We start from the raw sequence: 23,386 nt of genomic DNA on the forward strand, positions 1-23,386 counted from the left end.
TAAAGAAATAAATGAGCTTTTTAAGTTTGAGAAAAAATCTAATTTGATTTTAAAGACGTTCGCCTTTGCTATTTTTGCTTGTCCAAACTACTTTTCCAGTTGTGCTAATAAGCGTTACGAAGCCACCATTAGTAAAAACCATTTTGACAGGCTTCCATTCTCTTTGTGCATATTTTGCATTACGAGAACTATGCGTTCCTGATGCCCAAATAGCACGATTACTAGCATTATAAATCACTAAATGTCCATCATTTTGCATATCTAATCTACAACCATTTCCTTTTCCATAGGTATCTGTTGCCCAAGTTGGTTTGTCATTTTTGGTATAAACTACTAAGTTTCCATCAGATTGCATAACTAAATAATGTTGTTTATTGGGAGAATAAATACGTTGATTTGTAATCATAGAATTTCCCATTTGCATTTCTGTTCCTGCTACATTGTTATTTGAAGGTAAACTAGGACTTGTACCAGAGCCATTATCTGAGCTAATAGTTACTTTTTGGTCATCTTGCTCTTTTCCAAACCACACCATAGCATAACCTTTATATATAGCAATTCCGATAGATTGCCAGTTAGAATTTTTCCAAATTTCTTTATTAATAATTACATTATTGTGTCCAGCACTACTTTTCCAGCTTTTCAATGCGCCCTCTGCTGTTATAGAACCTCCTCCTCCATAAGAAATCTCATAACCATTTCCTTTGTAGTTGGTCATTTCTCTAGGCTTATTCCACATACATTTTGCTTGCTTATGGTCTTTGGTGTAACAACACGACGACCAAGAACCAGCACTAGACCAACTGTGCATATTACATCCACTTCTAGCATTAGGCTTATTGACTGCCACGTCCCATGCGTGAACTTGCGCTACATAGGTTAGGGATTTAGAAAGTGGAATACTGGGGAGTCCTTTTTGCTTTCGATAATCCATAATTAGATTATACAACTTCTGTTCTTTCTGCGACAACTCTACTCCGTCTAACTTATAAGAGCTAGGATTGTAATTTTGTGCAGTACTTAAATAGGGTAGAAAGAAAGTCAGAACAACGAGGTAGAAAAACAGCTTTTTCATGATAGATTCTTTTATGTAGTTAATAAAGTAAGTAGCTCTATTTTGTGCTATAAAATGGAACAACAGATAGGCTTTCATTTCAATCAATATCAATAACAATTCCATTCTTTTTAAATCTACATCTTATGTTCTGAACACTATATTCTATGTTTTGAATGGTTTGTACTAAAATAAATCCCAATCTCCCAAAGCATAGCTGAAAGAACAATCAAAACAAAAGTATTATTTCCTAAAGAAAAATGAGTTGAGCCAAAATGCAAACAGCCATATACCTGTTGTATGCTTTCGATATAATAGACTTGAAAAATGGCTAGTAAAGTTGTAAAGATGCTTATTACAAAAAAAGGCACTTTTCTTTTTTTGAAATCTTCAAGTATTCTCAAATTAAAAAGAAAAGGTAAGAAAATAAATAATGCACCTGCTGAAATATAAACAAGTAGAGAAACTAAAAAACCATTCAAAAAATAGCTTTTTAAACGAGAATTAATATTTGGTATTCATAATCGAAATTTTATTTTTAGAAGTTATTTAAGAGACTATTCCTCTCTAGCATATGTCGTATGCCTACCTCTTGTAATATCTGTCATACTTAAGTTTGATTGAACAATTTCTACTTCGCATTTTAAATCTACAAAGTCTCCCTCTACTTCAGCACCAATACTAAAATATAGGTCTTTTTCATACTCATCAACAGGATTATAAGTTATAACTCTAAGATATATACATTTATCAATTAAACTAAATGTAATGCATCTAGTATTTACTGTGATATTAAAAAGTGATGCTCTATTTATAGATATAATAAGTGTACCTGTATTCATTATCAATCAGTTCTGTATTTTTATAGTATTTAAGTTCGGCTTAGTTATTTTGATGACAAAAAAACGAACTATAATAATTAATCATAGTCCGTAATCCGTAATTGAAAAAATTCTAGTATTCCGTAATCAACGTTCCAATTTCATCTCCGTGTAATACTTTCAATAAATTACCTTCTTCATTCATATCAAAAACGATAATCGGCAAATTATTTTCTCTACAAAGTGTAAAAGCTGTCATATCCATAATATTCAAACCTTTATTATAGACTTCTTGGAACGAAAGGTTGGAGTAACGAACAGCATCAGGATTTTTTTCTGGGTCAGAAGAATAAACGCCATCTACTCGTGTTCCTTTCAAAACTACATCAGCACCAATTTCGATAGCACGAAGCGAAGCAGCCGAATCTGTCGTAAAATAAGGGCTTCCCAAACCTGCTACAAAAATAACTACACGTCCTTTTTCAAGATGACGAATTGCACGACGACGTACATAAGGCTCACAAATCTGTTCCATTTTGATGCCTGAAAGCAAACGAGTATAAACACCAACTTGCTCAAGAGCAGACTGCAACGCCATTCCGTTGATAGAAGTAGCGAGCATTCCCATATAATCGCCCTGTACTCTGTCAATGCCTATTTTAGGAGATTGCATTCCTCTAAAAATATTTCCACCTCCAATTACGATAGCTACTTGCAGCCCTTCATCAACTGCTTTTTTGACTTCTAGTGCATATTGTTCTAATCTTTCGGCATCGATTCCGAATTGTTGGTTTCCCATAAGAGCCTCGCCACTAAGTTTTAATAAAATACGACGATAGCGATAATTTGAAGCGTTGTTTGAGTTATACATAAGGGTTTCTAATATGAAAGTGGAGAATTAAAATCTATAAAATTATTGGGTAGTTGTTTTTTTATGTTTTATAAAACTTTTATTTTGAGAACTTGAAAAAATACCAAATCAAATTCCATAAAAAAACCGTTTATCTTAAAAAAAGTAAACGGTTATTAAATAATGGAAATATTTCTAGTGAAAATAGAAAATGTAGAAACTACAAAAGTTTCATATTTTGATGTTTTGTGCTTTAAGCTAATTAGATGTGTTTTTGAAATTTTCATAAACGACAGTTTATTAGAATTGATATTTTTAGGTACATTACTACAAAAATACGATTTTTTTATCAGAATTCTATAATCTAAAAAAGGAAAATTTGAGATAATTCCACAGACTAGAAAGTCAGTACTACTTTTTGTTCAGAAATTCGTATTTTTGCATTACAAACACACACATTTTTTTTTATGAACACCTCTTCTACCTCTTTTGATACGTCATACTGGCAAAATCGCTATAAAGATTCGGATACACCTTGGGATATTGGTTATGCTAGTCCTCCTTTAGTTGCTTATTTTGATAGATTAATAGACAAGTCAGAAGAAAATAAAAATCTAAAAATTCTTATTCCAGGTGCAGGAAGTAGTCATGAAGCTGAATATTTACATAAAAAAGGATTTAAAAATGTTTTTGTAATTGATTTGGCTTTGTCGCCTTTAGAAGAGTTTTCAAAACGTTGTCCTACTTTTCCGAAAGAACATTTGATTCAAGATGATTTTTTTAAATTTGAAGGACAAAATTCAGAATACTTCAATTTCTTTGATTTGATTGTCGAACAAACATTTTTTTGTGCCTTAGACCCACGTTTGAGAACAGATTATGCAAAAAAAATGAATCAACTTTTGAAAAAAAGAGGAAAACTAATCGGACTTTTATTTGATTTTCCAATCAGAGAAGAACAAGATAGTCCACCTTTTGGAGGAAATATAAACGAATACAGAGATGTTTTTGAACCTTATTTTGAAATAAAAAATTTAAAAAGATGCTACAATAGCATCAAACCAAGACAAGGAACAGAACTCTTTTTTGAAATGGTTAATTGTAAATGATGAATGGTTAATGAAATACATTAAACCATTAGGTTACACAATTATTTATCAAAGTATAAGAAGTTCGTTCATAGTTTACCATTAATAATTCACCATTCAAAAATATATAGTTATGAGTAGTACAATGGCATTGATTGCATTTATTTTAGTAATGTCTGTGCTTTTCCCAGCAGCAGGTTATTTTATGGATTATATGCGTCACCGAAAATATAGAATGCTTGACAAAGATGATGTTCGTAATGACCCCAATTATGGAAAAACAGACTTGGAACTAGAGAAAAAATAAACACAAAAACCGTTTTCAGAATTGCTCTAAAAACGGTTTTTACTTTATAAAATTTAATCCTAAAATTATTGTCTTTACTTCTTACCCCCTAACTTCATACTTCTGACTTTATTAAAGAGTTAGCCAGCGCACCAAAGGCAAGAGTTCTCTCTCCCATTGCCAGTCATACGCACTTAAATAAAGTGTTTCGCCATTTGGATAGGATAATTCTATTTCATAAATATTCGAATTATCAATTTCCATAATTGGCTGTGAAAGGTCTTCTACCAATAAAGGTTCTTTGTGAGAAGTTTCTTCGTGATGCACATGGACAGTCTGAAAATTTACTTGAACACTGTTCCATTCTTTTTTACGAAGCATTCTTTTGAGTTCTTTTTCTTGTTTTGGAAGCTCCCAACCCAAAACATAATTTCCCTGCATTTCTATCCATTGATTGCCTTTTGCCATATATTTTTTTGTATTTCTATACGAAACAAGACAAGAAACAGGAGTTTGCATTCTATAATTTTGATACAACGAACGCAAACGCAGACGAGCAATAAATGGATTATCTAATGATTTGAAACCATGTTGATAATTTCTAGTAATAATCTGTTTCCAATTTGCCCACGCAATACGACTTTTAGGAAATGTATGTTCGTGAACTGTTCGGCTTTGCATCGTGCTACCGATTGCGCCATGAGTTACCCAAACGGTTTTTCCATGTAGTTCGCCTTCCCAAAACGCATTTCCTTTTACCATATAAAGTGTAGCCGAATACTGCTCGTCGTCACCCAAAGAGTACATTCTGAATGTTCCGTTACATTCATAATCCCATTCTTCTTCCGTAGCAAGTTCGTCCATCCAAAGCGAAACTTCCGACTGAATGGCGTGAAAACCATTTTTTCGAAGTTCATTTTTAACATCTAAAGTAGTTGTAAAACCACGTTTTTTGAAATGCTCATGTGCTACAAGTTGTATGTCAATCAAAGAGAGTGTTTTCATTTTAGGTTTATATTTAGAGTTGAGAAGTTTTAGGTTTATCGTTCAAGCATCTGCTTGGACGTTCTTTTTTGCAAGCATATGCTTGCGAAACAGCAAGCACAAGATAGAATCTTGCGCTAGAATTATATCAATAATGCACTTCGACTAAGTATCGAATCGTACATTGATTTTCTTTATAGATGATAAATTCATTATTGAAAAGGTCAATTCCACCTTTTGCAAAAAGTGAATCAGCTTCTGAATTTTGTTTTTTGAGGTTTTCGTAAGTCAGACTAGCACACCAATCTTCATATTCTTCGATTTTGAGTTGTCTGCCTGTATGTACTTCATAGATGGCTAAAAAGGCTTTTTTATCATTTCCTCCTGTCCAAAAAGAACCTGCAAGTGAAGTATAATTCAAAGATTTTCGGCATTTATCAGCAAAATAAAGTCCGTAGCCAAACATTTTTCCTGTGATAAGTGCATTTATTGGGCGCAAAATCAAACCTGTTTTGAGAATAGAAAGCCAATTTTCATTTCGGCTTCCATGCCAAAGTAAATCTGTTGTTCTGTACTTGCTTTGTTTTAGATTTTTAGTAAAAACCTGTTCTTGTGCAATGTCTTTTACAGAATAGGCATTTACAAACTTTCCTACTTCTTCCTGCATCATTTTTTTGATACGCTTGATTTGAATAGCATCTTTCGCCTTTTTTTTATCTAAAATATTGACTTCAACTCCTAATGCATCTAAAAGAGAGACACACGACTGTGTGCCTTTACTTGAGGAGACAATGTGTGTTTTTGCTGCTTGTTGCAATCTCAATTCTACTTCGCCACGCATTACGTCTAACGTTTCTTGTTCATTTGTTAGAATTTTTCTTGCTTTTTGTAGAATCTGTTTCGAAACTATTTTTCCTGCTGTATATTCTAAAAGGTAATTCTGAACGCTTTCCATTTTGCGTGGAATAATACTATAAAGCTCCAATAAAAGGGCATTAAAACTGATTGTATCAAAATTTTCTAAGTCTTTTTTGCTTATTTTATTTGATTTAAAATCTACTTTTTTAGTCAGATTATCTAAAATAGTTTGTGCTTCTTCTACTTGTGCCATCGTAACATCAGCAGCCGAAACTTCATAATTATGAGACAAAGAACGATGTGCATAGCGTGTCAGATGACGAAAAAGCTCACGCACTTGACCGTTTTTGATAGCCGACCATGAAGTTAAAAAGTTATGGGAGTTTTGATAATTAGAATGAACTGAGTTGTTTTTTGATACTTTTTTTTCTAATTCTTCTCTAAATAAATGGGTTACGTCTTTGTAGCCTTTCCGTACTTTTTCTCTGTATTTGCTTTCCCATTGATACATTGAATATTCATTTACGGCTGCTCGTTGTCCTACTCTTCCATACGAAACTGAAAAAATATCATCAGAAATCTGTCGCATTTCATAGTATTTATTGTTATTTACAGCCGTTACCATTACTAATTTTGCTGTTTTGAAAGGAGTAATAGCTGGTTTTGGTAAATTAGAACCAACAGGAATAAAATGTTGCTTAATCATAATAGGTAAATTTGGTGTGTAAAAGAGTGATAGTATTTTTAGCAAAATTCTTACTATTGCTCTTTCTGAAAGCTAAGTTAAGAAATTTATGCTAAATTTAATAGCAATTACTAATTATTTATACTACAAATTTAACTTAGTAGGACGTAAACTATATGAGGACTAAAAAAAATAGCAAAAAAAGCTACAAACTTTTGGGAGTTTGTAGCTAATGGAAATACATAAGTAGGATTGGTAAATGATTTATATGATGAAAGGCAGGATAAAGACAAATACATTTTAAATAAAGTAAGAAGTCTAATTTCAAAATTCAGAATTAAAATACAAGTACTTAGATGATAAGAAGTATTGAAATTAACTGGTAACTACTTTACTGGTCACTGATAACTGAAAAAACTACTTCATTTTCGCACGTTTTATCAAATAAGGCAATAAAATTCTGTCCATTGGCTGACGAATATCCACCTCTACAAAATCAATTTTATATTGTCCACTTTTTAGTTTTAGAGCTTGTTCTTTGGCTTTGGTTTGCTCACGATAATACTCTCGTACTTCTGCTGGTTGAAGTTTGATTTTTTCGCCTGTTTCTACATCAGTAAAAATATACGGACGGTCTTCAAAATCAAATTCGGTTTCTGTTTTGGAATCTTTTACATGAAATAATAAAACTTCGTGATGACGGTGTTTTAAATGTTGAAGAGCTGCAAAAAGGTCGTCGGTTTCGTTCATATTATCCAACATATCACTAAAAATAATGACTAACGAACGTTTGTGTAATCGCTCGGCTATTTCGTGTAATACTTTTGCTGTCGATGTTTTTTTATTGTTGGGTGCTGGTGCATTTAATAATCTTTGAAACTCTAAAAAAAGCGTATGAATATGTTTTGAAGTCGCTTTTATAGGTGTTTGGAGTTCTAATTTATCCGAAAAAGTAGTCGCACCGATAGCATCACGCTGTTTTTGAAGCATATACGCAATGGAAGCAGCAGCCATAATCGAAAAGGTAATTTTTCCATTTTCGTACTTTCCTTCTCGTGGATAATACATAGAAGGCGAAACATCAATCAAAAGCTGCGCCCTTAGATTAGTTTCTTCTTCGTAGCGTTTTACAAAAAGTTTGTCGGTACGTGCATAGACTTTCCAGTCAATATGACGAGTACTTTCTCCTGTATTATAAAGACGGTGTTCGGCAAATTCTACCGAAAAACCGTGATAAGGCGATTTATGAAGTCCTGAAATGAATCCTTCTACCACTTGACGAGCCAAAAACTCTATATTTCCGAACTGACGAATGGCTTGTATATCTAATTCTTGCATAATTTTTTATTTTCTTGTTCAAGCATTTTGCTTGGACATTCTTTTTTGCAAGCAGATGCTTGCGAAACAGTAAACACAAGATAGAATCTTGCGTTAGGTAATACATTCAAAAATACAATCTTATTTTAAAAATAAACTATAAAAAACCTCAAAACTCCAATTCTCTCTCCAAAACAACAGAATCTTGTTCTAATTTATCATTTCTAAAATAAAATACACTTCGCCATTTTTTATTCTTTTCTATTTCTGAGAAAGGGATTTGATATTCTTGGACTAAAAAAGCATTTTCACTTCTACCACATGTACGACAATGATGGTAACCACTTTCAAAATTAAGATAGTTCTCATAATTAGAAGTCACATTATAAGTTTGAGGAATAAAGTCTGTGTCAATATAACTTATCCAATCTATAAAAACAGTATCTCCTATATTCACAATTTGCTTTGATGGAATACCTATTATATTATAATTAGGAAAACACATACAAAAACTTCCCATTCTACTGTTTAAAATTCCTTTATAATCAATAGAAATATAAGATAAACCAACCCATTCGAAGAAGCTTAATTTGTCTTTCTTAAAAATTTCCTCCAAGTCATATCTAAGTTCTGTGTTATATTTTTTTAAAGAGTCATCTGCTTCTGATGCTTTCAAGAAAATCGAACGTATTTTATCTCTGTTTTGAAGCCAATTTTTGCCTAACAAATCACTTTCTATAATTGAATCCAATGGATATAAAATTCTTGCTGTTTCAACGTTCTGTATATCACGTGGATGCATACTATTTTCATCTAAAAGAGTAAATGAGTTTACTTTATTCATATTTCTGTCATTGACTACATAACTATTCATTTCTGAAGTTAAACTCTTGGAAACTTTAAGGTTCAAATTCATATATTTTACTTCGTAATCATCTCGCAAGTCTTGATAAACTGTTATTTTTAGATAGCTTTTCAAAATGAAAGCAAAAGCAACAATAGAAATCAAAATCAATAAACTGTTTATAATTTTATTTTTCATTTGCTTAATTTTTTAGAAATAATTTTAAAAGGAACTTTAAATTGATTTTTATCGAATTTGTCCATTTTTTTTAATCTCTCTTTAGGAAAAATAGGAAATAGAACAGTATCTGTTTTTTGATTAAAAATGTGATAAGTTCTAGGGTTTGCGACCTCGTCGTATAAAGAATCTCCAAATTGAAAGAAGCGATAGTCTATGCTTATATATTTTCTACGAGTTTTTCCATAATCAGTATAATATTTTGTATCAGAAGGAAACCAATATACTTTTATGAGCATCTTTTGAGCTTCATAATTTGGAATGAGCGTAGAATATCCCTCAAAACTATTAGAAACATAGGAAGTAGGAAATTGCTTTTCATTCTCTTCAAAAATGGAATCTACTACTTGTATCACTTCTTTTCTTTGCTGAACTAAATCTAGCCAAATCGTTTCATCATTGGTTTCTTGCCAATTTACTTTGTGTAAATCTGCTTTTTCGAAGTCTGAATATTTAATAATGTGTTGAAATTGCTTTTCTATTTCTGATAAACACTTTTTTCTATATAGAACATTGTATTTGAAGTTTTCGTAATATCTTCTTGCATAGAAAAATTCAGTTTCAAAATCATTTATGGCTTTCAAATAGTTATTGTATTCTTTTGGAATATCCTCAATAGAAAACTTAGGCAGTTTATCTACAAAACCAATTGAGTCAGCCCAACTCCCTCTTGCTCTTTGTACATTATCATTAAAATAATTACTTCTTCTTATTTTTTCATTAAAATCAATAATAATACCTTGCGTTTCCTCAATAAATGCTTGATTTTCCTTCTCTTTCCACAAATAAAAACACCAAAGAGCCACAGCAAAGAAAGCCAAAAGCAGTGTAGATTTATTTAGTTTTCGTTTTTTCATAAGCTAAAAATAGTAAAATTAATACAAATCAAAACTCCATTGATTTTGTCTATCAGTTATATTTACAGAATTTTCATTTCTTTTGTCTTAGCAACCTATTTACTAAATTTTTCTTATAGGGCATGTTCATAATAACTTTGTGAGTAGTTTTTTGGTAATCCAAAATAACTCTGACAATAATTTAACACAAAAGGACTTATTTTTAAAAATATTGACAGCCTTGTGAAACTACTATCAAAGTTGAAAAAATGCTATACTCCGAAGGAGCAGCATAGTTAATTTATTTGATTACAAGCATTTTCAAATTTAATTATTTTTTATGAACATGCCTTGATTTTTCTTATTACCATCCAAACACCCTATAAAAATAACTACCTTTGTTGCCTTGATAAGATTTATATACTTTTACTCTCAACCAACATGAATTTTTCTACAAAAGCAGCAGTTTTACTTTGCTTACTGAGTTATTTATTTTCTACACAATCAGTATTTAGCCAAACTAATTCTGATAATAATAATAATCAAAAAAATGCTTTACAATCACGTCCAAAATTAGTAGTCGGAATTGTAGTCGACCAAATGCGTTATGATTATTTGTATCGTTTTTATAATCAATATTCTGAAAATGGATTTAAAAGATTATTGAATAATGGCTTTTCTTGTGAAAATACACATTACAATTATACGCCTACCAATACAGCTCCTGGTCATGCGTCTATTTTTACAGGAGCAACTCCTACCAATCATGGAATAATAAATAATAATTGGTACAGTAGAACCGAAAATAGAAGATTTTATTGTACAGAAGACAGTACAGTAAAAGGATTGGGAACAGCAACTCCAGAAGAGAAAGCTGGTAAAATGTCGCCTCGCAACCTCAAAACAAGTACAATTACAGATGAGCTTCGATTAGCCACCAATCAAAAAGGAAAAGTGATTGGAATTTCTATAAAAGATAGAAGTGCTATTTTGCCAGCAGGACATATTCCAAATGGCGCATATTGGCATGATGCAAGTTCTGGAAAGATGATTAGTAGTACTTATTATTTTGAAAAAATGCCTCAATGGGTCAATGATTTTAATGATAAAAAACTACCTGATGCGTACATGAAAAAAGGGTGGGAGTTACTTCTTCCAATAGAAAATTATACAGCAAGTTTTGCCGATGAGAACAAATATGAAGCAATGCCAACAAAGGATAAAAAAGCAACTTTTCCTTATTTTGTAGATGAATATGATAAAGAAAAAAAATATAGACAGTTTCCGTTTACAGCTCCTGCAAATAGTTTTTTAGAAGACTTTGCAGAGGAAGCTATTTTGAAAGAAGAACTGGGAAAAGATGAAGTTACTGATTTCTTGACACTTAGCTTTTCAGCTACTGATTATGTAGGACATCGTTATGGAATTTATTCGGTAGAAATAGAAGATACTTATTTGAGATTAGATAGAGAACTGGCTGCTTTATTTGAGTTTTTGGATAAGAATGTAGGAGAAGGAGAATATACACTTTTCTTGACGGCTGACCACGCAGGCGCACCAAGTCCATCACACTTACATGATTTGCAGTTTGATGCTGATTATTTGGAATGGGATTCTATGAAGGTAGAGTTAAATAACTTTTTAGAAAAAAGTTATGGACAAGGCGAATTTGTAAGTTCTTTGGGTGACCAAGATGTTTTTTTGAATAGAGAATTATTACTTCAAAAAAATATTTCCTTAGAGGAAGCACAACAAAAAACAAGTGAATTTTTACTTACTCAAAAAGGAATTACTCAAGCTATTACAGCAACAGAATTGAGCAAACAAATTCAGAGAACAGGATTTTTACAGCTTACTCAAAATGGGTTTAATCCAATACTTTCTCCAGATGTAGCATTTCTTTTTCAAGCAGGTTATATGGATTCCTACTATAAAAAAGGAGGTACTAATCACGGAACACCTTATACGTATGACACGCAAGTACCACTTTTATTTTTTGGTAAAAATATCAAACACGGACAAACACATCGTAGAGTAGAAATTACAGATATTGCTGCTACATTAGCTTCTTTATTGCATCTTCAACAGCCAAGTGGTTGTGTGGGAAATCCAATTATAGAAATTTTTGAATAGAAAATAGAAAGAATTATTAGTGCAAAGTTTTTAAAAGCAATTTCTGAAAAGAGATTGCTTTTTTGTTTTGAGGTTTTGTTAATTCTGTTTGTTTCAATAAAGGTAGTAGTTATAAAAATTATGATTTGAAAAGAGGTTAAATATTGCAAAGTCAGAAAAAAACCCAATTTTATGAAAGTAATTCTATGAATAAGCCAAAAAATATTATACTTTTGTTATTGGATTGATAAATTTGACTTAACTTGAATGTAATACCAAATTTATTGTTCCTATTTCTTATATTCTACTATTACACAATTTTTAAAACACATAACATGAAGAGAATATTACTACCTCTATTGGGAGTAATTTGGTTTGCATTTTTAACTCTATCAAGTACTACTACTTATGCTCAATACAACGGCTATGTACGATGTGCTACTATGGAAAATGACACTGAATTAAGAGCTAATAATCCCAATTTAGGAACATTAGACGACATGGAGCAAATGCTTGCTCCACTAATAAAAGACAAACAACAAGGCAATCCGAATGCACATATTGTAGATGGGGTTTATATTATTCCTGTTGTTGTACATGTAATTCATAATGGAGAGCCTATTGGCACAGGAGATAATATTTCGTATGCTCGTATTCAATCTCAAATACAAACACTTACTGATGACTTTCGTCGTAATGCTGGTACAAATGGTTTCAATAACAACCCTGTTGGAGCAGATACAAAAATTGAGTTTCGTTTAGCACAACGCCAACCTAATGGAACAGCTTTTACAGAAATTGGTGTAAACCGTATCAATAGAAATACTCAAGGTTGGGGTGCACCTCCTTATGCTACTGGTTTCGTTGATGCTACTATAAAACCTTATACAACAACTACTCAAGGTTATGATGGAACAGTCTATATGAGTTTTTGGTGTGTACCTCTTAGTGGAGGAATTTTGGGATATGCTCAATTTCCTCAAACTACTTTAAGTGGAATGGATTGTAATACTACTAATTCAGTTACTGATGGAGTTGTTATGACTACAGGTTCTGTGGGTGGAGAAACTACACCAGGTACATCAGCACCTTATGATTTGGGTAGAACAGCTACTCACGAAGTTGGACACTGGTTAGGACTTCGTCACATTTGGGGTGATGGTGGTTGTACAGCAGATGATTTTTGTGCAGATACTCCTACAGCAGGAGCTTCTAATGGAGGTTGTCCAACAGGAACAAACTCATGTACAGACACACCTGTAGATTTTCCTGATATGATTGAAAACTATATGGATTATACAACGGATGCTTGTATGAATATCTTTACGAATGACCAAAAAGTTCGTATGCGTACTATCTTAGAAACTACTCGTTTTTCTCTTATCAACTCAGTAGCTTCTATTCCACCAAACCCTAGTGATGCAGGTGTTTTGAATATAATTACGCCTCTTGGAGATATTTGTAGTGGAACGGTTACGCCTTCTGTTCGTATCAAAAATTATGGTTCTACTGCTCTTACAAGTGTAACAGTTGAATCTCGTATCGGAACAACAGGAGCTTATACTTCACAGGTTTTTACAGGACTTAATGTTCCTGCTGGAGGAACTACAGATTTAGTACTTAATAATATTACAGGAGTTACTTTTGGTACTTATACTTTTGAAGCAAGAACTATTTTACCAAACGGAGTAGCAGATCCTTTTACAGCTTCTGATTTATCAAACTCTTCTTTTACGTTAGGAAATGGAGCGTTACCAATTTTAGCTGATTTTGAAGGTAATGATTTTCCACCACCTTCTTGGCAACTTCTAAATCCAGGAAATGATTGTAATCTTTGGACGATTGATGCTTCTCCCACTTTAGTAGGTCTGAATGGAGGACGTACAAAGGCTGCATTGGTAAGACACCATTCTTATACAGGAGCAGGACAAGAAGATATTCTAGTTTCTCCTTCTATTAATCTAACTACTGCAGGTCTTGCAAGTGCAGGTATAGAATTTGATTTAGCATATCGTCAGAGAAACACAAGCACAAGCGAAACATTGCGTATTGATGTTTCAACAGATTGTGGGGCTACTTGGGTAACTACACCTATTTACTCTAAAACAGGAACAGACCTTGCCACAGTTACTACAACATCCACAGCAGCATTTGTTCCGACAGCAGCTAATCAATGGCGCAGAGAGTCTGTTTCATTAAATGCTTATATTGGGCAGAGTATCAAAGTACGATTTGTTACAGTCAATGCAAATGGAAATAATCTTTGGATTGATAACGTGAAAATTTATGATGCTCGTCCTACAATAGAATTTACTTCTACTACAAATACAATTACAGAAAACTCAACTTCTGGAACAGTAGATTGTAGAGGATATCAAGATTTGAGTATTCCTGTTTCTGTTACTATTGCTCCTTCTACTGCCGTTACTGTCAATGTAACTGCAACAGGTGGAACAATGAATGCACAAGATTATACACTTCAAACTCCTACACTTACTTTTGCTGCAGCAAGTACAACTTCTCAAAATGTCGTTGTTAGAGTATTTAATGATAATGCCCTAGAAGTAGCTGAAAATTTAGAACTTACTTTATCAGTAGTAGGTACAGCAGCTATTTTAGGAACAAATACAATTCATACACTTACAGTAAATGATAATGACGACATTACTCAAAATGTTACTCAAACATTATTTTCTGAAAACTTTGAAAGTTATGCTGCTGGTGCAGTTTCTGGAGGTTGGACAATAGCCACCGTAGGAACAGCAAATGGTTCTAATAACTGGGTATTTGGAGAAAATGGTGGAATGACAGGGACTCGTAGTGCATATATCACAAATAATGCTACGACTAGACCACAAGCCTATACTATTACAAGTACTTCAAGAAGACGTTTGGTTTCTCCTTCTATCAATACAGTTGGTGCTACAAATCTTCAACTTAGTTTTGATTTCAAGTTAGAAGGCGAAGTTACAGGAACTGCTTATGATTATGGGCGTTTGATGTATTCTACTTCTCCAACAGGACCTTTTACAGCTATTACAGGACCAGCAGATGGTACAAATAATGGAACACCTGCCAACGCAACTCCATTCTATGGACAACCAAACTCTACAGCTTATACAGTTACTCTTCCTGCTGCTTGTCAAAATCAAGCTACTCTGTATTTAGTATGGAGATGGGATAATGATGGGTCAGTAGGTACAAGTCCTCCTTTTACAGTAGATAATATTGTATTGACAGGAAGTCGATTACAAGAGTTCCCAGTAGAAAATGCTCTTGCTTCTAAGCAAGTTTATCTAGGAGCTAATAGCACAGTTTATGTCATTAGTGCAAATGATAAAGTAATGGCAAAGTTAGAAAATAATACAGCTCATGATTATGGTTGTACTACGGTTGCTATTGATAGAATTGGAACAGGACAAGTTGCTTATACTTCAACAGGAGCAGCAAACGGACTTACTCAGAAGTCTTTCCGAATTACTCCTACAAACCCTTCTACTCAAAATATAGATGTTACACTTTATTACACTAATGCTGAAAAAACAGGTTGGGAAACTGCAACAGGTCTTTCTTGGACGACAAATGCAAAAATGCACCGTACAGGAGGAGCAATTAGTGCAGTTACTCCAACAACACCAATTGCAAATGGAACTACAAACACAGATCATGCACTTACTCGTTCGGCTTACTTAACTACCGAACATGCAGCCAAAGCAACTATCAATAATGGTTTTGGAAATGGAAATGCTTCTGGTGGTTTAGCTATCGGCGACCCTAGTGAATGTGGTGTTACAGCTATTTCGTATGTAAGTCAGACAGCTTGTGTAGATACAAATAATAAATACACAGCAAATGTAACAGTTACATATACTAATCCTAGTGGAAATTTAGTAGTAAACGGACAGACGTTCACAACAACTACAAGTCCACAAACAGTAACTCTTACTAACTTAGAGTCTGATGGCAATGCAGTAGATGTTACAGCTTCTTTCTCTGGAAATGCAGCTTGTACGCTTACTTCAAATGCTCTATTTACTGCTCCAGCAGCTTGTAATGTATTTACAGGAACAGTTACTTTAGGTACAGTTACTCCAACAACTTACTGTGCAGGAACTTCTATCTCTGTTCCTTATACTACTTCAGGAACTTTTGGAAGTACAAATGAATTTACAGCTCAACTTTCTGATGCTACTGGTTCATTTACTACACCTCTTGTTACTGCATCTGGTACAAGCCCTATTTCATTAGCTATTCCAAGTACAGCAACAACTGGTGCAGCTTATAGAGTACGAGTAATTTCTACGCAACCAAATAGTCCAAGCGCAGAAACAACCATTACAATTAATGCAGCTCCTACTGTAACATTTACTTTACCAACTGCAAATTCAAATGTTTGTGTAAGTGATGTAGCATTTGTGCTTAGTGGAGGTTTGCCAGCAGGTGGAACTTACACAGGAACAGGGGTAACAGGTGGAAACTTTAACCCTACAACAGCAGGAATTGGCACACATACAATTACTTATTCTGTTACAACAGGTGGTTGTACTTCTACAGCTACACAGGATATAGTAGTCAGTAATGCACCAATAGCAGATTATACTAATCCTCCTAATATATGTGCTGTAGCTACAGCAGCAACACTTACAGGTGGCTTGCCAACAGGTGGTGTATATTCAGGTACAAATGTAAACTCAACAAATGGAACATTTGATGCTGTTGCAGCAGGAGGTGCAGGAACATATATAGTTACTTATACAGTTACTATTGGAAGTTGTACAAGTTCAGATACAGCTAGTGTTGTTGTTATAGATTGTCCAACAGGTGGAGGAGGAGGTGGAACTCCAACAGTAACTACACCTACTGGATTTACTGCAACAGGAGTTTCTACTTCACAAATTAATCTTTCTTGGACTGCCGTAAATGGTGCAACAGGTTATATTCTTTATAGAGGAAGTACAGTAGTTACTACAATAAATTCAGGAGCTACAACAACTTTCCAACATACAGGACTAAATGCAGATACTCGTTATTCATACAGATTAGTTGCTACAAATGGTGGTGTTCAATCTCAAGCTGCTCAAGCAAATGGACGTACTTTTCCAGATGCTCCGACAGTTGTTTCTAATACAGCAAGTTGTGGAACAGGTTCTGCTACGATTGTCTTAGGTGGAACAGGTTCTGTATTCAATATTTATGCAGAAGAAACTGGAGGGACAGCAATAGCACAAACAGCAAATGCAACCTACCAAACACCTGTAATTAGTGAGAATACAGTTTATTATGTTAGTGTAATTGGTCAACAAGGATTAGAAAGTACACGTACACGAGTAGAGGCAGTAGTAATTCCTACTACTGAAGCTACTATTTTGGAAGGTTCTCGTGTTCGTAGTTGTGATGCAACTACTACTCTTACAGCCAATCAAGTAGATAATGCTACTTATACATGGCTAGTGAATGGTGTTACAATAGAAAACTCAAATGCAAATACTTTCTCTGTTACTCGTAGTGGAAATTATCAAGTACGTATTGCTAAATCAGGTTGTTCTACTACTTCTACATTTAGTAATGTTACTCTTAATTATGCTCCTTCTGCCGAAATTGCAAACGGAATAAGTACTGGATTCTGTGAAAATGGAATACTTAGAGCTAGAGAAGTCGCAAACGCAACTTATTCTTGGACATTTAATAATACAGTTGTAGGTTCTGAAAGAGAACTATCTGTTTCTCAATCTGGAGAATATACACTTACAGTTACAGAAAATGGTTGTTCGGCTACTGATGAAATTCAAGTCGTAGTTACTTCTTTGCCTTCTGTTTCTATTGAAGCTTCATCAGCTACATTCTGTCCAGACGACGAGGTAACTCTTACGACAGACCAAATTAGTGGTGTAACGTATGACTGGAGTAGAAATGGAAGAGTAATCCGTAGAAATGCTGAAAGCTCAATTACAGTTACAAGTGGTGGAGATTATAGTATTACTATTTCTCAAAATGGTTGTAGTTCAACTTCTTCTACCATAAATGTAGAACGTTTGAGTGTAGAGCCTGCTTATCTTCGTACTACCGAAACTACTCTTTTTGTAGAATCTGAAAGTACTATTTCTAACATTACTTGGAGAGTAGAAGATACAGATGATGCTTCTTTGGAAGGGCAAACAACAGTTACACCAACAGAAAGTGCTTCGTATTCTGCTTTAGTAACGTATGAAAATGGTTGTAGTGTTCGCACTCGTACTGTACGCTTCAATGTTCCACCTCCAGTAGTGGTAGGTGTGGAAGATGAGTTTATCAAGGCGTTGCGTATCTATCCAAATCCAAGTGCAAGTGGTGTTTTCCAAATTGACCTAGGACAAAATACAGAAACTGTAACTCTTGTTTTGACTGACCAATTAGGAAGAACATTGGAAACGATTGCTTTACCTTTAGATGCAAATTCGTATCAATTAGATTTAAGTAAATATGCTTCAGCTCTTTATACACTTCAATTCAAATCTGAAAAAGGTGTTGTTACTCGCAAAATTGTTATTGAAAAATAATAATTTGTAACACATTTTTAGAATGTGATTTTAATAAAAAAAGCAACCTTAGAAATAGGGTTGCTTTTTTTGTAGGTCATTTTTGTCTGTTTTAAATGTGTATGTGTAGTGCAAAGGCTTGCCTTTGATTTGTTAAGTAGTAGTTTCTAGGTTTAAAAAAAATAAGGTTATCTAACAATTTTTGTAAAAATCATTGATAATAAAACTAATTCTAATAAATTTTGATTTTTACTCTGTAGGAATTTAATCTTGGTAGTATTTTACAAACGTAGTGAAAAATACTACCAAAATGTAGTTCCTAACAGAACAGAATACAATTTTTGTCTTTCATTTTTCTACCAATATAAAGTTCCTACGGAACAAATTACCCACTCCACAAAAACTGTCAGATAATCCAAAATACAAATACAGTCAAAGGCAAGTCTTTAACCTACTAATTTCAAAATTTCGTTTTTTGATGCGATTAACCTAGATAAACAGTTTACAAAAATTAAATTATTCTCTTCAAAACTTCCCTATCAAATTTCCATATTTTTTCATCAATAGCTTTTGTATAAAATTTTTGAGAAAGAATTTTCTGTATAATAATTGGTATTTCATCCTCTAGTTTTTCATTCTCAAAATCAATAAAAATTCCAGCCTCTAAAGGTTGAATAAAATTTTTCCAGTTTGGATTCTCAGAAATAAGCATTGGTTTTTGATAACCCAAACATTCATAAAATTTAGTAGGAATACAATTTTGAGTGCTTTTATTGAATAAATAAGGTAAAATTACAAAACCTGTCTTTTGAAGTTGCTGTAATAAAATGGTATGAGAAACAGGCGAAGAAATAGAATCATTTATCAACAAAATAGAAGTTTCATTTTCTATCAATGTATTTATTTTTTGAGAATAAACAGAATCCGAACAATAGCCAGCCAAAATTAAAGTAGCAGAAAAACCATTTTTTTGTAATTCCTTTTCTAATTTTTTGAAAAATAAAATACCTTCTAAAGTTCCATACGTTTTTGAAAATGAACCATAGAGTAGAAATTTAATTTTCTTTGTTGCTAAATAATCTGAATGATAAGAATCAAAAGTATTGAGATTTTCATTATTTTCTATTAAAAATTTATTCTCCAAAAAAACATAATTTTTATTTTTCAAATAAGGCATTTCTTCCAAATAACAGCGTTCTGCCAGAAGATATAAATCAATAAAAAAAGATGATAATTTTTCAAAAAACTGAATCAAAAAAGCTAATGATTTCTTTAAAAAAAGTGGGTAATTGTCTTGATACAAAATATTAAACGAATAATTTTCTTGTACATCATAAACCAATTTTATCGAATTTGATTTTGACTCTGATTTTAAGCTAAATAAAAATTTGAAAAATAATGTAAAAGGTAGAATTTCGACTGCACAAACAATTATTGTATTCGGTTTGAGCTTTAAAAGCTGATTAAAAACTTTAAAACCAGCAAAAAAACGCCAAAAGCCTAAACGATTCTTATGTTTTTTGGAAGTGAATAATTCTATAAAGTTAATATTCAAATTTGTGTTTTCTTTTTCAGAATTACTACTTGCTTCAAAACCTATTAAAGTTACTTTCTTAGAATTTTCTGAATTATATGAAATTGATTTGGCTATTTTATGATACGCACGAATATCATTGACAGGTTTTAAGACTGAAAGAATAGCTATTTTTTCGGTTTTGGGTTGTTCTTTTTTAGTATTCTGAAATGTCTTCATTATTTTGTCTTTTATTCATCAAATAATCATAACCAAAACCTTTTATAATAGAAAGAATAAATACAAGAGGGATAAGATAAATCGCAGACAATCCTCTAGCTGCATTCCACTCAGAAAAAGATTCATAGTCCTCCATTTTAATAGAAAGAACTAAAACAGAATGAAGATAAACAAAACAGATAATTATAAAAACAAGAAATAAACTATGATTGATATAAATATTTACCTTTTTGAAAGTCAATAAATACCAACAAAATAAAGCTACAAAAAATACATATTGACTTATGGAAATATTCTCTACAAAAGAAAAACCTTCTACATTAATAGACAAAAACCGAAATAAAAAGAGCAACAAAAAATTACAAAATATAGCAGAAAGAATTCCAAATAGCTTCATATCATTATTTTATTAGGAATAAAAATTTATATTCAGAGATTTGCATTCGTAATTGTACCTTAACTAATCAAAAGTCCATTCTCAACTGGCGAATCTGTACTAAGAAGAGTTACACCTTCTTCATCTCCAATGACTCCCAAAATCAAACACTCTGACATAAAATTAGCAATCTGTTTGGGTGGGAAATTAGTAACTGCAATGATTTGTTTTCCTACCAAAATATCTGGATTGGGATATTTCTGTGTGATTTGTGCGCTTGTTTTTTTGATTCCAAAATTACCAAAATCGATGCGTAATTGATAAGCTGGTTTGCGTGCTTTTTCGAAAACTTTAGCTTCTAAAATTGTTCCGACACGCATTTCTACTTTTTCAAAATCTGAATAAGAAAGCATAGTTTTAGGAATTAGAAAATAGGTGATAATTATCTTTATATCAAAATAATATAGCTCAAATTTACAAAATAATAACTAAAAAAAAGAAACGCTCATTTACTGGAAAACAGCAAACGAACGTTCTTTATTTACTTACTACTACCTATCTTAAATATTTTTAAACTAAGTTAGTTTTGATATATTCAAAGGTATAAAATCTATTTCTTAATATACCAATTAGATTGATAACCGTTAAGGTTGAATTGATAAGTGCAAAAAATAGCTTGAGCAAAATATAAAATAGAGTTTATTGTTGGTAATTATTAAAAATTCTGACGAATTTTTTCTGCTGTGTTTTGGAATTCTTCTTGGCTAAATTCTGGTCGCTTTTTCTCAAAACTCAAATCTGCAATTTCATCAATCGGAACTAAATGGACATGTGTATGTGGTACTTCCAAACCAACAACAGCCACTCCAATACGATTACAAGAAATAGATTTTTTGAGTGCGACAGCCACTTTTTTTGAAAAAACCATCAAATCAGAGAGTTCTGAATCGGTCAAGTCAAAAATATAATCGTTTTCTTTTTTAGGAACACACAAAACGTGTCCTTCTTTTAATGGACGAACATCCAAAAAAGCCAAATGCTTTTCGTCTTCCAATATTTTATAAGAAGGAATTTCGCCGTTTATGATTTTTGTGAAAATAGACATGTATTAATTAGGATTAAAAATTACAATTTGAAAATTAGCTAAAAATGAAAATTACCTACTAATTTCTAGAATTTCAAATTTCATTTTTCCTCTTGGAGCTTCTACTTCTGCCATTTCACCTACTTTTTTACCCAAAAGACCTTTACCAATAGGAGAAAGAACAGAAATTTTGTTTTGCTTCAAATCTGATTCTTCTTCAGCTACAATCGTATATTGTAAAACTAATTTTTTGTTGGCAGAATTTCTAATTTTTACTTTCGAAAGAATCGAAACCTTTGAAGTATCAATTTGAGATTCATCAAGAATACGAGCATTACTAATTGTTGTTTCTAGTTTTGCTATTTTCATTTCAAGCATTCCTTGTGCATCTTTTGCTGCATCATATTCTGCATTTTCTCTCAAGTCGCCTTTATCCCTAGCTTCTGAAATTTCTTCTGCTATTTCTGCTCTTCCTTTCGTTTTGAGATATAAGAGTTCTTGTTGTAATTCGTCGTATTTCTCTTTTGTAAAATATGATATGTTTGCCATAATTCTGAAAATTTATGATTTATTTGTCAAAGTGTATGAGTATGTTTCCTTATCCATTGATTAAGGAATTTTTTACCAAAAAAAAGAACACACCAAATCTATTAAAAGTTTGGCGTGAACCTGTTATATTTATACGTGTTTTGCTAGTTTTGGTTTTTAGTTTTCTGTAATTACAAATATAGTGAAATTGATGTAATTTATTTGGTTTAATTTGCCTTTTTTAGCAATTATAATTTTTTACTATCGTCTATCTTTATTTTCTCTTTCTTTTCGATAGCTTTGGGTTGATTGAGTTGTACTTTTTCAACAGTTACAATTTTTCCTTTTTCATTTTTATCTAATCGCCAACTTAATGTTCCATCAGATAAACGAATAAGTTTTCCAACTCCCAAAATTTCTAATGTATTACGGTCTTTTATTTGTAGAGTTGCTGTATCGCCTTCTACTGTACCAGAAAGGGAATAATTATGCTGACAATCTACGCCATAACAATGTGTTCCCAACACTTCTTTTCCAACTTGATTAAGTTGAATGAAGACTTTTTTTCCATCAAAATTCCACTCCCAATCACCTTTAAAATCAGCATATTTAGGTTGATTGGTTTGTGCAAGTACCATTTCTTCAAGCTGTTTTGTCATTGGCTTAAAGGTAAGATGAATGACAGATGGCTTTGCAGAATAATTTACAAACTGTACCGTTAGAGAGTCTGAAGTTTTGTTTTGAAACTCAAATACCCAATAGTAGGCATTTCCAGCTTCATTACTCAAAACTAAAGTATGATTTGTTTCGATAAAAAAACCTTTTAAGCTATCTAAGCCTAATAAATTTCGTGCATCATATTTTCCATCTTTCTCAAATGAAATTTGTTGCGCTCCTTGTTTGAATAATTTAGAGGTAACTTTGGAAGAAACACTTGTATCTTGTTCTGTCATTCGTTCCAAATACCATTTTGTGCCTTTTAGTGTAGTGAGCGAAGTAGCCCAAACGTATCCATTACAAAAAAATAGAAGAGCTATTAAAGATAAAAAAAATAAGTATTTTGTAGTTTTCATTTAATAAAAATAAAGGTAAAATTAGTGTGCTAATATGTTTGTGAATGTAGCATTGCATAAATGCAATTTATCAAACAAAAGTAAT

At 32.4% G+C, this 23,386-nt stretch carries 19 protein-coding genes; 4 read left to right on the forward strand and 15 right to left on the reverse strand.

Annotation, left to right across the window (positions count from 1 at the left end; translation table 11 throughout):
- Positions 1–49 precede the first annotated feature (49 nt).
- From ACE193_RS06675 to pyrH, 4 genes are all read right to left on the reverse strand, one after another.
- A complete protein-coding gene (locus ACE193_RS06675; RefSeq protein WP_375562229.1) occupies positions 50–1,075 on the reverse strand; it encodes a CAP domain-containing protein in 1,026 nt (341 codons plus the stop codon).
- A 137-nt stretch (positions 1,076–1,212) separates the two neighbouring features.
- Positions 1,213–1,536, reverse strand: coding sequence for a hypothetical protein (locus ACE193_RS06680; RefSeq protein WP_375562230.1), 324 nt, complete (start codon positions 1,534–1,536; stop codon positions 1,213–1,215).
- A gap of 75 nt (positions 1,537–1,611) precedes the next feature.
- Positions 1,612–1,896 carry a hypothetical protein gene (locus tag ACE193_RS06685; RefSeq protein WP_375562231.1) on the reverse strand — a complete coding sequence of 95 codons (285 nt, stop codon included), beginning with the start codon at positions 1,894–1,896 and terminating at the stop codon, positions 1,612–1,614.
- Positions 1,897–2,008: 112 nt separating this feature from the next.
- On the reverse strand, positions 2,009–2,746 hold the full coding sequence (gene pyrH / locus ACE193_RS06690; protein ID WP_375562232.1) for a UMP kinase: 738 nt from the start codon (positions 2,744–2,746) through the stop codon (positions 2,009–2,011).
- 446 nt (positions 2,747–3,192) lie between these two features.
- On the opposite strand from pyrH, the gene ACE193_RS06695 reads away from it, so the two are divergent.
- Entirely contained in the window at positions 3,193–3,834 is a 642-nt protein-coding gene (locus tag ACE193_RS06695; RefSeq protein ID WP_375562233.1) for an SAM-dependent methyltransferase, read from the forward strand.
- A 112-nt stretch (positions 3,835–3,946) separates the two neighbouring features.
- Positions 3,947–4,120: a hypothetical protein gene (locus tag ACE193_RS06700; RefSeq protein WP_375562234.1), complete on the forward strand. Its 174-nt coding sequence runs from the start codon at positions 3,947–3,949 to the stop codon at positions 4,118–4,120.
- 111 nt (positions 4,121–4,231) lie between these two features.
- On the opposite strand, the gene ACE193_RS06705 is transcribed toward ACE193_RS06700, so the two are convergent.
- The 5 genes from ACE193_RS06705 to ACE193_RS06725 all read right to left on the reverse strand — a co-directional run bounded on the left by ACE193_RS06705 (position 4,232) and on the right by ACE193_RS06725 (position 9,881).
- Positions 4,232–5,104, reverse strand: a complete 873-nt coding sequence (locus ACE193_RS06705) for a hypothetical protein (protein WP_375562235.1) — start codon at positions 5,102–5,104, stop codon at positions 4,232–4,234.
- A 127-nt stretch (positions 5,105–5,231) separates the two neighbouring features.
- Positions 5,232–6,647: an ADP-ribose polymerase gene (locus ACE193_RS06710; RefSeq protein ID WP_375562236.1), complete on the reverse strand. Its 1,416-nt coding sequence runs from the start codon at positions 6,645–6,647 to the stop codon at positions 5,232–5,234.
- Between the two features lie 396 nt (positions 6,648–7,043).
- On the reverse strand, positions 7,044–7,967 hold the full coding sequence (locus tag ACE193_RS06715) for a DUF58 domain-containing protein (protein ID WP_375563345.1): 924 nt from the start codon (positions 7,965–7,967) through the stop codon (positions 7,044–7,046).
- Between the two features lie 145 nt (positions 7,968–8,112).
- On the reverse strand, positions 8,113–8,985 hold the full coding sequence (locus ACE193_RS06720; RefSeq protein WP_375562237.1) for a hypothetical protein: 873 nt from the start codon (positions 8,983–8,985) through the stop codon (positions 8,113–8,115).
- On the reverse strand, positions 8,982–9,881 hold the full coding sequence (locus tag ACE193_RS06725; protein ID WP_375562238.1) for a hypothetical protein: 900 nt from the start codon (positions 9,879–9,881) through the stop codon (positions 8,982–8,984). The genes ACE193_RS06720 and ACE193_RS06725 overlap by 4 nt, the downstream gene beginning before the upstream one ends.
- A 420-nt stretch (positions 9,882–10,301) precedes the next feature.
- Here ACE193_RS06725 and pafA point away from each other — a divergent pair, with 420 nt between their 5' ends.
- Together pafA and ACE193_RS06735 are read left to right on the forward strand one after the other, a co-directional pair.
- Entirely contained in the window at positions 10,302–11,993 is a 1,692-nt protein-coding gene (pafA, locus tag ACE193_RS06730) for an alkaline phosphatase PafA (protein WP_375562239.1), read from the forward strand.
- A 314-nt stretch (positions 11,994–12,307) separates the two neighbouring features.
- The gene (locus tag ACE193_RS06735) at positions 12,308–18,508 is read left to right on the forward strand and encodes a M43 family zinc metalloprotease (RefSeq protein ID WP_375562240.1); all 6,201 of its coding nucleotides are present in this window, start codon (positions 12,308–12,310) and stop codon (positions 18,506–18,508) included.
- Positions 18,509–18,998: 490 nt separating this feature from the next.
- On the opposite strand, the gene ACE193_RS06740 is transcribed toward ACE193_RS06735, so the two are convergent.
- The 6 genes from ACE193_RS06740 to ACE193_RS06765 all read right to left on the reverse strand — a co-directional run bounded on the left by ACE193_RS06740 (position 18,999) and on the right by ACE193_RS06765 (position 23,301).
- Positions 18,999–20,240 (reverse strand): hypothetical protein, encoded by a 1,242-nt coding sequence (locus tag ACE193_RS06740; RefSeq protein WP_375562241.1) that lies wholly within the window; start codon positions 20,238–20,240, stop codon positions 18,999–19,001.
- Positions 20,218–20,637, reverse strand: coding sequence for a hypothetical protein (locus tag ACE193_RS06745; protein ID WP_375562242.1), 420 nt, complete (start codon positions 20,635–20,637; stop codon positions 20,218–20,220). The genes ACE193_RS06740 and ACE193_RS06745 overlap by 23 nt, the downstream gene beginning before the upstream one ends.
- A gap of 59 nt (positions 20,638–20,696) precedes the next feature.
- Positions 20,697–21,029, reverse strand: coding sequence for a tRNA-binding protein (locus tag ACE193_RS06750; RefSeq protein ID WP_375562243.1), 333 nt, complete (start codon positions 21,027–21,029; stop codon positions 20,697–20,699).
- Positions 21,030–21,331: 302 nt separating this feature from the next.
- Complete coding sequence (locus ACE193_RS06755) at positions 21,332–21,721, reverse strand: HIT family protein (protein ID WP_375562244.1); 390 nt, start codon at positions 21,719–21,721, stop codon at positions 21,332–21,334.
- A 51-nt stretch (positions 21,722–21,772) separates the two neighbouring features.
- On the reverse strand, positions 21,773–22,249 hold the full coding sequence (greA, locus tag ACE193_RS06760; RefSeq protein WP_375562245.1) for a transcription elongation factor GreA: 477 nt from the start codon (positions 22,247–22,249) through the stop codon (positions 21,773–21,775).
- Between the two features lie 227 nt (positions 22,250–22,476).
- Entirely contained in the window at positions 22,477–23,301 is an 825-nt protein-coding gene (locus ACE193_RS06765) for a hypothetical protein (RefSeq protein WP_375562246.1), read from the reverse strand.
- Between the last annotated feature and the right edge of the window lie 85 nt (positions 23,302–23,386).

The organism is Bernardetia aquimarina (genome assembly GCF_042180575.1).
Classification (GTDB): Bacteria; Bacteroidota; Bacteroidia; order Cytophagales; family Bernardetiaceae; genus Bernardetia.

Excerpts from the sequence above, each read along its gene's own strand:
- ACE193_RS06740 (WP_375562241.1), bottom strand. The coding sequence starts at position 20,240 with ATGAAGACATTTCAGAATACTAAAAAAGAACAACCCAAAACCGAAAAA.
- ACE193_RS06765 (WP_375562246.1), bottom strand. The coding sequence starts at position 23,301 with ATGAAAACTACAAAATACTTATTTTTTTTATCTTTAATAGCTCTTCTA.
- ACE193_RS06755 (WP_375562244.1), bottom strand. The coding sequence starts at position 21,721 with ATGTCTATTTTCACAAAAATCATAAACGGCGAAATTCCTTCTTATAAA.
- ACE193_RS06705 (WP_375562235.1), bottom strand. The coding sequence starts at position 5,104 with ATGAAAACACTCTCTTTGATTGACATACAACTTGTAGCACATGAGCAT.
- greA (WP_375562245.1), bottom strand. The coding sequence starts at position 22,249 with ATGGCAAACATATCATATTTTACAAAAGAGAAATACGACGAATTACAA.
- ACE193_RS06735 (WP_375562240.1), top strand. The coding sequence starts at position 12,308 with ATGAAGAGAATATTACTACCTCTATTGGGAGTAATTTGGTTTGCATTT.
- pafA (WP_375562239.1), top strand. The coding sequence starts at position 10,302 with ATGAATTTTTCTACAAAAGCAGCAGTTTTACTTTGCTTACTGAGTTAT.
- ACE193_RS06675 (WP_375562229.1), bottom strand. The coding sequence starts at position 1,075 with ATGAAAAAGCTGTTTTTCTACCTCGTTGTTCTGACTTTCTTTCTACCC.
- ACE193_RS06745 (WP_375562242.1), bottom strand. The coding sequence starts at position 20,637 with ATGAAGCTATTTGGAATTCTTTCTGCTATATTTTGTAATTTTTTGTTG.
- ACE193_RS06725 (WP_375562238.1), bottom strand. The coding sequence starts at position 9,881 with ATGAAAAAACGAAAACTAAATAAATCTACACTGCTTTTGGCTTTCTTT.
- ACE193_RS06685 (WP_375562231.1), bottom strand. The coding sequence starts at position 1,896 with ATGAATACAGGTACACTTATTATATCTATAAATAGAGCATCACTTTTT.
- ACE193_RS06695 (WP_375562233.1), top strand. The coding sequence starts at position 3,193 with ATGAACACCTCTTCTACCTCTTTTGATACGTCATACTGGCAAAATCGC.
- ACE193_RS06700 (WP_375562234.1), top strand. The coding sequence starts at position 3,947 with ATGAGTAGTACAATGGCATTGATTGCATTTATTTTAGTAATGTCTGTG.
- pyrH (WP_375562232.1), bottom strand. The coding sequence starts at position 2,746 with ATGTATAACTCAAACAACGCTTCAAATTATCGCTATCGTCGTATTTTA.
- ACE193_RS06710 (WP_375562236.1), bottom strand. The coding sequence starts at position 6,647 with ATGATTAAGCAACATTTTATTCCTGTTGGTTCTAATTTACCAAAACCA.
- ACE193_RS06750 (WP_375562243.1), bottom strand. The coding sequence starts at position 21,029 with ATGCTTTCTTATTCAGATTTTGAAAAAGTAGAAATGCGTGTCGGAACA.
- ACE193_RS06720 (WP_375562237.1), bottom strand. The coding sequence starts at position 8,985 with ATGAAAAATAAAATTATAAACAGTTTATTGATTTTGATTTCTATTGTT.